Genomic DNA, 8920 nt, shown 5'->3' with positions numbered 1-8920 from the left:
TGCCGGCATCGTCTCCGAAATCATCGAGTAACCGCGATCGGGCGTGGCTTGTTCGCACCCGCGGACACCACGCCCCGTCTGTGAGGCAATGAAATGAACGGACAGAACATCCGGATCCGGCTTAAGGCCTTCGATCACCGCGTTCTCGATACGTCGACGGCGGAAATCGTCTCGACGGCGAAGAGGACCGGGGCGCAGGTCCGCGGGCCGATCCCGCTGCCGACCCGGATTGAGAAGTTCACGGTGAACCGGTCGCCGCATGTCGACAAGAAAAGCCGCGAGCAGTTTGAAATCCGCACGCATAAGCGCCTGCTCGACATCCTCGATCCCACACCGCAGACGGTCGATGCTTTGATGAAGCTCGACCTCGCGGCGGGCGTCGACGTCGAGATCAAGCTCTAGCGGATACCTGACGAAGGGAAGACCAGGATGCGTTCTGGCGTCATCGCAAAAAAACTCGGCATGACCCGGGTCTACACGGAAGCCGGCGAGCAGGTGCCGGTCACCGTTTTGAGGCTCGACAATTGCCAGGTCGTCGCTCAGCGCACAGCGGAGAAGGACGGCTACACGGCCGTGCAGCTCGGTGTCGGGCGCGCCAAGCCGAAGAATACCGTGAAGGCCATGCGCGGCCATTTCGCGAAGGCCGAAGTCGAGCCCAAGCGTAAGGTCGCCGAATTTCGCGTGAGCCCGGAAAACATGATCGAAGTCGGCGCCGAGATTACGGCCGAGCATTTTCTGCCCGGTCAGTATGTCGACGTCACCGGCACCTCGATCGGTAAGGGGTTCGCCGGTGCCATGAAGCGGCACAATTTTGGTGGTCTGCGTGCGACCCACGGCGTGTCCGTGTCGCACCGCTCCCATGGTTCGACGGGTAACCGCCAGGATCCGGGCAAGGTCTTCAAGAACAAGAAGATGGCCGGTCATATGGGCGACACGCGGGTGACGACGCAGAATCTGCAGATCGTCCGCACCGACGCCGAGAAGGGTCTTCTTCTCGTGCGCGGCGCCGTTCCGGGTGCCAAGGGCGGTTGGCTCTTGGTTCGCGACGCGATCAAGAAGGCGGCGCCTGAGGGCGTTCCGACTCCGGCCGCGTTGCGTGGGGATGCTGGCGCTGCTGCAACGCCCGAGACCGCCGAAGGGGGCGCAGAATAATGGAACTTCAAGTCACCACGCTCGCCGGTGAATCTGCCGGGCAGGTGTCGGTATCGGACGAGGTCTTCGGCCTCGAGCCGCGGCAGGATCTCCTGCAGCGCATGATCCGCTACCAGCTCCTGAAGCGTCAGGCGGGAACGCATAAGGCGAAGGATCGGGGCGAAGTCTCGATGACGACCGCCAAGATGTATCGTCAGAAGGGCACCGGTCGCGCCCGTCACGGTTCGAAGAAGCCTGGCGTGTTTCGCGGCGGCGGCAAGTCGCACGGTCCGGTTGCTCGTAGCCACGCGATCGAGCTGCCGAAGAAGGTTCGCGCTCTTGCTCTGAAGCACGCGCTTTCTGTGCGGGCGAAGACTGAGACGCTGATCATCATCGATGATGCCAAGGCGGGCGAAGCGAAGACCAAGGGTCTTGCCGCTCAGTTCGCCGGGCTCGGGCTCAACAGCGTCCTCATTGTGGACGGTGCGCAGCTCGACGACAACTTCGCCAAGGCGGCGCGCAATCTGCGCAATGTCGATGTGCTGCCTGTGCAGGGCATCAACGTCTACGACATTCTGCGTCGCGAGAAGCTGGTTTTGACGAAGTCGGCGATCGAGGCGCTGGAGGAGCGGTTCAAATGACCAGCCTCAAACACTACGACACAATCCTGTCGCCGGTGATCACGGAAAAGTCGACCTTTGCGTCTGAGAACAATCAGGTCGTCTTCAAGGTGAAGAAGGATGCCACGAAGCCGGAAATCCGCGCTGCCGTGGAAGAGCTCTTCAAGGTCAAAGTGACGGCGGTGAACACGCTCCTGCGCAAGGGTAAAACCAAGCGCTTCCGCGGCATCAAAGGCCGGCAGGGCGATTTCAAAAAAGCGATCGTGACCCTTCAGGAAGGGCACTCGATCGACGTGACGACGGGTCTTTAAGCGATGGCTTTGAAAACCTTCAATCCGCGTACGCCGGGCCAGCGTCAGCTGGTCATCGTCGACCGCTCGGGCCTCTGGAATGGCAAGCCCGAGAAGAGCTTGACGGAAGGTCTGACAAAGTCGGGCGGACGCAACAATCTCGGTCGGGCGACGGCGCGTCGGCGTGGCGGTGGTCACAAGCGCAGCTATCGCATCATCGATTTTAAGCGTCGCAAGTTCGACGTGCCGGCAACGGTGGAGCGCCTCGAATACGATCCGAACAGGTCGGCATTCATCGCTCTGGTGCGCTACGAGGATGGCGAGCTTTCGTATATCCTGGCGCCGCAGCGCGTCGCCGAGGGCGACACCATCGTTTCGGGCCAGTCGAATATCGACGTGAAGCCGGGCAACGCCATGCCTCTGCGGGCGATGCCGGTCGGCACGATCGTGCATAATGTTGAGTTGAAGCCGGGCCGTGGCGGCCAGATGGCGCGCTCAGCGGGCGCCTACGCGCAGATCGTCGGACGTGACCAGGGCTATACTGTTCTGCGTCTCGGATCTGGCGAGCAGCGTCTGGTTCAGGGTGTGTGCATGGCGACAGTTGGCGCCGTCTCCAACCCGGATCATTCCAATGTGAGCCTCGGCAAGGCCGGTCGGTCGCGTTGGCTTGGACGTCGGCCGAGTGTTCGCGGTGTGGCGATGAACCCGATCGACCATCCGCACGGCGGTGGTGAAGGACGCACTTCGGGCGGCCGTCACCCGGTGACCCCCTGGGGCAAGCCGACAAAGGGCAAGCGCACGCGGTCCAACAAGGCATCGCAGAAATACATCGTCCGCTCTCGCCACGCCCGCAAGAAGTAACGGGCCGGCACAGGCAGGATCAGGAGTTCAATCGAAGTGGCACGTTCAGTCTGGAAAGGTCCGTTCTTTGACGGCTTCCTCCTCAAGAAGGCGGAGAAGGCCCGCGAGTCCGGCCGCAAGGAAGTGATCAAGATCTGGAGCCGTCGCTCCACCATTCTCCCGCAGTTCGTCGGGCTCACTTTCGGCGTCCATAACGGGCACAAGCATATCCCTGTGCTCGTGACGGAAGACATGATCGGGCACAAGTTCGGCGAATTCGCTCCGACCCGCACCTATTACGGTCATGCGGCGGACAAGAAGGCGAAGAGGAAGTAACCATGGGTAAGCCCAAGCGTGAGCGGGCGCTCGGCGACAACGAGGCCAAGGCGGTTGCGCGCATGATGCGCATTTCGCCGCAAAAGCTGAACCTGGTTGCCGGCCTCATCCGTGGCAAGAAGGTGTCGACGGCGATTGCCGATCTCACCTTCTCGCGCAAACGCATCGCCATTCAGGTGAAGAAAACCCTGGAGAGCGCGGTTGCGAATGCGGAGAACAATCACGACTTGGACGTCGACAATCTGGTCGTCGCGGAAGCTCACGTCGGCAAGGCGCTCGTGATGAAGCGCTTTTCTCCGAGAGCGCGCGGCCGGGTCGGACGGATCACCAAGCCGTTTTCCAATCTCACCATCGTCGTGCGCGAAGTCGAGGACGCGGCCTAAGCGCCGAGGAGTAAGGTATGGGACAGAAAGTCAATCCGATCGGCCTCAGGCTCGGCATCAACAAGACCTGGGATTCCCGCTGGTTCGCCAGTGACGCGGAATACGGGCCCTTGTTGCACGAGGATCTCAGGATCCGCCGCGCTCTGATGGAAGATCTCAAGCAGGCCGCGGTGTCGCGCATCGTGATCGAACGCCCGCACAAGAAGTGCCGTGTGACGATCCAGACGGCTCGGCCGGGCATCGTGATCGGCAAGAAGGGCGCCGACATCGAGAAGCTTCGCCGCAAGGTGGCGCGGATGACGGACTCGGAAGTGCACATCAACATCGTTGAGGTGCGCAAGCCCGAGACCGACGCTGCCCTGATCGCTCAGTCGATCGCGCAGCAGCTGGAGCGCCGTGTGGCGTTCCGCCGGGCGATGAAGCGCTCGGTGCAGTCGGCGATGCGTCTTGGCGCCCAGGGCATTCGGATCGCCTGCGGCGGCCGGCTCGGCGGCGCGGAAATCGCACGGGCTGAATGGTATCGCGAAGGTCGCGTTCCGCTGCACACGCTGCGCGCGGACATCGATTTCGGGACGGCCACGGCGCATACCGCCTACGGCACGATCGGCATCAAGGTGTGGGTGTTCAAGGGCGAAATCCTGGAGCACGACCCGTTTGCATCCGAGAAACGGCAGCTCGAAGGGCCTGAAGCCTCGCGCCGTGGCGCGTCGGCCTAAGACGCTGCGGCTGATCGGATAAGGGAATTGAGAGAAGAACATGCTGCAACCCAAACGCACCAAGTTCCGCAAGGCGCATAAGGGCCGCATCCACGGAGCGGCGAAGGGCGGGACGGATCTGAACTTCGGCTCCTTCGGCCTCAAAGCGATGGAACCGGAGCGGATTACCGCCAGGCAAATCGAAGCGGCTCGTCGGGCGATCACGCGTCATATGAAGCGTGCCGGCCGTGTGTGGATCCGTATTTTCCCGGACGTGCCGGTGTCGTCGAAGCCGACCGAAGTGCGTATGGGTAAGGGCAAGGGCTCGCCGGAATACTGGGCGTGCCGCGTTCATCCGGGCCGCGTAATGTTTGAGATCGACGGCGTCGGCGAGGCGACTGCGCGTGAGGCGCTGCGTCTTGGAGCTGCGAAGCTGCCGGTGAAGACGCGTGTCGTCACCCGGATCGGCGAGTGAGGAAGAGGCCATGAAGGCGACCGAACTTCATACCAAATCGGTGGACGAGCTTAACGACGAGCTCGGCCGCTTGAAGAAGGAGCAGCTCAATCTGCGCTTCCAGCAGGCATCCGGCCAGCTGGAGAAGACCGCCCGCATCCGCGAGGTCCGCCGCACGATTGCGCGTATCAAAACCATTGCGGCGCAGAAGCATGCCGCCGCGGCGAAGGCTTGAGGAGCGAAGAATGCCGAAACGCGTGTTGCAAGGCACGGTGGTAAGCGACATCTCCGACAAGACGGTTACCGTCGACGTCGAGCGCCGCTTTACACATCCGCTCCTGAAGAAGACGGTCCGTCGGACGAAGAAGTATCAGGCGCATGACCCGAACAACGAGTTCAAGGTTGGCGACGTGATCTTCATCCAGGAGACCCGTCCGATTTCGAAGAACAAGTGCTGGCTGGCGATCGGCCGCGAAGCACCGACCGAATAGCGCACAGAAACAACTGTCGGAACAGCGGTTCCGAATGAAGAACAAGAAGGACGTCGGGCCATGATCCAGATGCAGACCAACCTCGATGTGGCGGACAATTCCGGCGCGCGCCGCGTGCAGTGCATCAAGGTGCTCGGCGGCTCGAAGAGAAAATACGCCCATGTCGGCGACATCATCGTCGTCTCCGTCAAGGAAGCCATTCCGCGTGGACGCGTGAAGAAGGGCGACGTGATGAAGGCGGTCGTGGTGCGCACCGCGAAGGACATTCGTCGTGCGGACGGCAGCGTCATCCGCTTCGACAAGAATGCGGCTGTGCTGGTGAACAACCAGAAAGAGCCGGTCGGCACGCGTATCTTCGGCCCGGTTCCGCGCGAGCTCCGCGCGAAGAACCACATGAAGATCATCTCGCTGGCACCGGAAGTGCTGTGAAAAGGGTTTGTTGATGGCCGCGAAGATCAAAAAGGGTGATCGGGTCATCGTTCTTGCCGGCAAGGATAAGGGCCGCAAGGGCGAAGTGATCCGGGTGATCCCGAAAGAGAACCGGGCGCTGGTGCGCGGGGTGAATATGATCACCCGTCATCAGCGTCAGACCGCGAGCGAAGAAGGCGGCATCGTGCGCAAGGAAGCGCCGGTGCATCTGTCCAATCTCGCGCTCGAAGACAAAGAGACGGGCGGCCCGACGCGGGTTGGCTTCCGGGTTCTGGAAGACGGCCGCAAGGTCCGCTACGCCAAGCGCTCAGGAGAAACGATCGATGGCTGAGGCTGCTTTCGATATCGACAGCTACTCGCCGCGGCTGCAGGCACATTACCGCGATGTGATCGTGCCGAAGCTGAAGGAAGAGTTCGGCTACGCGAACCCGATGGTGGTACCGCGGCTCGACAAGGTCGTCCTCAATATGGGCGTCGGCGAAGCGGTCTCTGATTCCAAGAAGGTTCAGTCGGCTGCCGAGGATCTCGCTCTGATCGCCGGCCAGAAGCCGGTCATCACGCGGGCTCGCAAGTCGATCGCGACGTTCAAGCTGCGCGAAGGCATGCCGGTCGGCGTCAAGGTGACGCTGCGCCGCGAGCGGATGTTCGAGTTTCTCGATCGTCTCGTCAACGTGGCTCTGCCGCGTGTGCGTGACTTTCGTGGCCTCAATCCGAAGAGCTTCGACGGGCGCGGGAACTACGCGCTTGGCATCAAAGAGCACATCGTCTTCCCGGAAGTGAACTACGACAAGGTCGATCAGATCTGGGGCATGGACATCATCGTTTGCACGACTGCGCAGACGGACGATGAGGGGCGGGCGCTCCTCAGGGAATTCAACTTTCCCTTCCGGCAGTAGCAGGCACAGCCTGCTAGACGCGGTTAGGGCGTGAAGAGGTAAGTATGGCGAAGAAGAGCGCAATCGAGAAGAACCGGCACCGCATGAAGCTCGTGAAGCAGTATGCGGCGAAGCGGGAGGCGCTGAAGGCGCTGGCGGCGGATGAATCGCTGTCGGACCAGGAGCGTTTTGCTGCCCGGCTTAAGCTTGCGAAGCTGCCGCGGAACTCGGCTCCGAGCCGGGTGCGGAACCGTTGCGAGGTGACGGGTCGTCCGCGTGCGTTCTATCGCAAGCTTCAGATGAGCCGTATTGCCCTTCGCGAGCTGGGCAACGAGGGCAAGATCCCCGGCCTCGTCAAGTCGAGCTGGTAGGAGAGATATCATGCTTATCAATGATCCTCTCGGCGATATGCTGACCCGTATCCGCAATGCGCAGGGGCGCCGGCGGACCTCGGTCAGCTCTCCGTCCTCCAAGCTCAGGATGCGCGTTCTCGACGTCCTGCAGGCGGAAGGTTACATCCGCGGCTATTCGGAAGTCGATCACGCCAACGGTATTTCGGAGCTCGAGATCGAGCTGAAGTACAACGAGGGCGAGCCGGTCATCCGCGAGATTCAGCGCGTCTCCACGCCGGGGCGGCGGGTCTATGCGTCTGTGAAATCGATCCCGACCGTTCATAAGGGCTTGGGCGTTTCGATCCTCTCCACGCCGAAAGGTGTCATGGCGGATTATGACGCTCGCGAGCAGAATGTGGGCGGCGAGGTTCTGTGCCGCGTCTTCTAGGCGGGCTGAAGAAGCGAGTAAGAGATCATGTCGCGAATTGGCAAGAAGCCCGTTTCGATCCCGTCCGGTGTGACGGCGTCGGTTGACGGCCACACGGTCAAAGCGAAGGGCCCGAAGGGCGAGCTTTCTGTGGTCCTCGTCGACGACGTCGACGTCGCCATGGACGATGACGGCATCAAGGTCGATCCGGTCAACAAGTCGAAGAAGGCCCGCTCAGCCTGGGGAATGTCCCGCACTTTGGTGCAGAACATCGTCACCGGCGTGAGCCAGGGCTTTGAGAAGCGTCTGGAGATCAACGGCGTTGGCTATCGTGCGCAGGCCCAGGGCCAGGCGCTGAGCCTTTCGCTTGGCTATAGCCACGACGTCACCTATCCGGTGCCGGAAGGTATCCAGATTCAGACACCGCGCCCGACGGAAATCGTCATCAGCGGTATCGACAAGCAGCAGGTCGGCCAGGTGGCCGCCGAGATCCGCGATTGGCGCCCGCCGGAGCCCTACAAGGGCAAGGGTGTCAAATACGCAGAGGAACGTATCTTCCGTAAGGAAGGTAAGAAGAAGTAACGGAGCGCAACGATGGGAACCTCAACGACGCGTCAACGGATGCGTACCGAGCGCCGCAAGGGCCGGGTGCGGGCGGCGCTGAAGCGGGTTGCTTACGGGCGGCCGCGGCTTTCCGTGTTCCGTTCTTCGCAGCATATCTATGTTCAGATCATCGACGACACGCAGGGGCGGACCTTGGTTTCCGCTTCGACCGTGGAAAAGGATCTGCGTGAGACGCTGAAGAGCGGCGCGAATGTCCAGGCCGCGTCTGCCGTTGGCAAGCTCTTGGCAGAGCGTGCGAAGGCAGCCGGTATCGAAAAGGTGCAGTTTGACCGCGGAGGCTATATCTATCATGGGCGAATCAAAGCCCTGGCAGATGCCGCCCGCGAAGCCGGGCTGGACTTTTAGGAATATGAGACAGGTCGTCGGGCCGACCCGGCAGTCGAGCAAACAGACGGACGAAGGTTAAAATGGCGCAAAGAGAACGTTCACAGCGCGGTGGCGGCGGACGCCGGGAGCGCGAGGAGAAGGTCGACAGCGAATTCGTCGACAAGCTCGTGCATATCAACCGCGTCGCCAAGGTCGTGAAGGGCGGTCGCCGCTTCGGTTTCGCCGCGCTCGTCGTGGTCGGCGATCAGCGCGGTCGGGTTGGCTTCGGTCACGGTAAGGCGCGCGAAGTCCCGGAAGCGATCCGCAAGGCCACGGAAGCGGCCAAGCGGTCGATGATCCGGGTTCCGCTTCGCGAAGGCCGCACGCTGCATCACGACATTCACGGCCGCCACGGCGCCGGACGTGTTCTGATGCGTGCGGCTCCGGCCGGTACCGGCATCATCGCCGGCGGTCCGATGCGTGCGGTTTTCGAGACGCTCGGCGTGCATGATGTCGTCGCGAAGTCGCTCGGCACGTCCAACCCGTACAACATGGTGCGGGCGACGTTCGAGGCTCTGAAGAAGCAGGACAGCCCGCGCTCGGTCGCGGCACGTCGGGGCATCAAAGTGTCGACGCTGCAGGCTCGTCGCCAGCACGAAGTCGGCAGTGAGGCGCAGGGAGCCTGAT

Annotated in this window: 19 protein-coding genes; all 19 read left to right on the top strand. The window is 62.0% G+C overall.

What is annotated here, in order from left to right:
• Positions 1 to 93 precede the first annotated feature (93 nt).
• Positions 94 to 402 carry a 30S ribosomal protein S10 gene (gene rpsJ, locus EO094_RS18325; RefSeq protein ID WP_092816559.1) on the top strand — a complete coding sequence of 103 codons (309 nt, stop codon included), beginning with the start codon at positions 94 to 96 and terminating at the stop codon, positions 400 to 402.
• A gap of 27 nt (positions 403 to 429) precedes the next feature.
• A complete protein-coding gene (rplC, locus tag EO094_RS18320; RefSeq protein ID WP_128294263.1) occupies positions 430 to 1152 on the top strand; it encodes a 50S ribosomal protein L3 in 723 nt (240 codons plus the stop codon).
• On the top strand, positions 1152 to 1772 hold the full coding sequence (gene rplD / locus EO094_RS18315; RefSeq protein WP_128294262.1) for a 50S ribosomal protein L4: 621 nt from the start codon (positions 1152 to 1154) through the stop codon (positions 1770 to 1772). The genes rplC and rplD overlap by 1 nt, the downstream gene beginning before the upstream one ends.
• Positions 1769 to 2062, top strand: a complete 294-nt coding sequence (locus EO094_RS18310) for a 50S ribosomal protein L23 (RefSeq protein WP_092816565.1) — start codon at positions 1769 to 1771, stop codon at positions 2060 to 2062. Before rplD ends, EO094_RS18310 begins: the two co-directional genes overlap by 4 nt.
• 3 nt (positions 2063 to 2065) lie before the next feature.
• The gene (rplB, locus tag EO094_RS18305) at positions 2066 to 2902 is read left to right on the top strand and encodes a 50S ribosomal protein L2 (protein WP_128294261.1); all 837 of its coding nucleotides are present in this window, start codon (positions 2066 to 2068) and stop codon (positions 2900 to 2902) included.
• 36 nt (positions 2903 to 2938) lie between these two features.
• Complete coding sequence (gene rpsS / locus EO094_RS18300) at positions 2939 to 3217, top strand: 30S ribosomal protein S19 (RefSeq protein ID WP_092816569.1); 279 nt, start codon at positions 2939 to 2941, stop codon at positions 3215 to 3217.
• 2 nt (positions 3218 to 3219) lie between these two features.
• Entirely contained in the window at positions 3220 to 3600 is a 381-nt protein-coding gene (rplV, locus tag EO094_RS18295; protein WP_092816571.1) for a 50S ribosomal protein L22, read from the top strand.
• A gap of 17 nt (positions 3601 to 3617) precedes the next feature.
• The gene (gene rpsC, locus EO094_RS18290; protein ID WP_128294260.1) at positions 3618 to 4316 is read left to right on the top strand and encodes a 30S ribosomal protein S3; all 699 of its coding nucleotides are present in this window, start codon (positions 3618 to 3620) and stop codon (positions 4314 to 4316) included.
• A 40-nt stretch (positions 4317 to 4356) separates the two neighbouring features.
• Complete coding sequence (gene rplP, locus EO094_RS18285) at positions 4357 to 4770, top strand: 50S ribosomal protein L16 (protein ID WP_092816575.1); 414 nt, start codon at positions 4357 to 4359, stop codon at positions 4768 to 4770.
• A 10-nt stretch (positions 4771 to 4780) separates the two neighbouring features.
• Positions 4781 to 4984: a 50S ribosomal protein L29 gene (rpmC, locus tag EO094_RS18280; RefSeq protein WP_092816577.1), complete on the top strand. Its 204-nt coding sequence runs from the start codon at positions 4781 to 4783 to the stop codon at positions 4982 to 4984.
• Positions 4985 to 4994: 10 nt separating this feature from the next.
• Positions 4995 to 5240 carry a 30S ribosomal protein S17 gene (gene rpsQ, locus EO094_RS18275; RefSeq protein ID WP_092816579.1) on the top strand — a complete coding sequence of 82 codons (246 nt, stop codon included), beginning with the start codon at positions 4995 to 4997 and terminating at the stop codon, positions 5238 to 5240.
• A 60-nt stretch (positions 5241 to 5300) separates the two neighbouring features.
• Entirely contained in the window at positions 5301 to 5669 is a 369-nt protein-coding gene (rplN, locus tag EO094_RS18270; protein WP_092816581.1) for a 50S ribosomal protein L14, read from the top strand.
• A 13-nt stretch (positions 5670 to 5682) separates the two neighbouring features.
• Entirely contained in the window at positions 5683 to 6000 is a 318-nt protein-coding gene (gene rplX, locus EO094_RS18265) for a 50S ribosomal protein L24 (protein WP_092816583.1), read from the top strand.
• Entirely contained in the window at positions 5993 to 6565 is a 573-nt protein-coding gene (rplE, locus tag EO094_RS18260; protein WP_128294259.1) for a 50S ribosomal protein L5, read from the top strand. The genes rplX and rplE overlap by 8 nt, the downstream gene beginning before the upstream one ends.
• A gap of 44 nt (positions 6566 to 6609) precedes the next feature.
• Positions 6610 to 6915 (top strand): 30S ribosomal protein S14, encoded by a 306-nt coding sequence (gene rpsN, locus EO094_RS18255; protein WP_092816586.1) that lies wholly within the window; start codon positions 6610 to 6612, stop codon positions 6913 to 6915.
• Positions 6916 to 6925: 10 nt separating this feature from the next.
• Positions 6926 to 7324, top strand: a complete 399-nt coding sequence (gene rpsH / locus EO094_RS18250; RefSeq protein WP_092816588.1) for a 30S ribosomal protein S8 — start codon at positions 6926 to 6928, stop codon at positions 7322 to 7324.
• A 27-nt stretch (positions 7325 to 7351) separates the two neighbouring features.
• The gene (rplF, locus tag EO094_RS18245) at positions 7352 to 7885 is read left to right on the top strand and encodes a 50S ribosomal protein L6 (protein ID WP_092816590.1); all 534 of its coding nucleotides are present in this window, start codon (positions 7352 to 7354) and stop codon (positions 7883 to 7885) included.
• A gap of 39 nt (positions 7886 to 7924) precedes the next feature.
• Positions 7925 to 8272 (top strand): 50S ribosomal protein L18, encoded by a 348-nt coding sequence (gene rplR / locus EO094_RS18240; protein ID WP_128294258.1) that lies wholly within the window; start codon positions 7925 to 7927, stop codon positions 8270 to 8272.
• 62 nt (positions 8273 to 8334) lie between these two features.
• Positions 8335 to 8919, top strand: coding sequence for a 30S ribosomal protein S5 (gene rpsE / locus EO094_RS18235; protein WP_092816594.1), 585 nt, complete (start codon positions 8335 to 8337; stop codon positions 8917 to 8919).
• The last annotated feature ends 1 nt before the right edge of the window (position 8920 follow it).

The organism is Afifella aestuarii, from assembly GCF_004023665.1.
Classification (GTDB): domain Bacteria; phylum Pseudomonadota; class Alphaproteobacteria; order Rhizobiales; family Afifellaceae; genus Afifella; species Afifella aestuarii.
The sequence above is the reverse complement of the archived record's forward strand: the minus strand, read 5'-3'. Positions and strand labels throughout refer to the sequence as shown.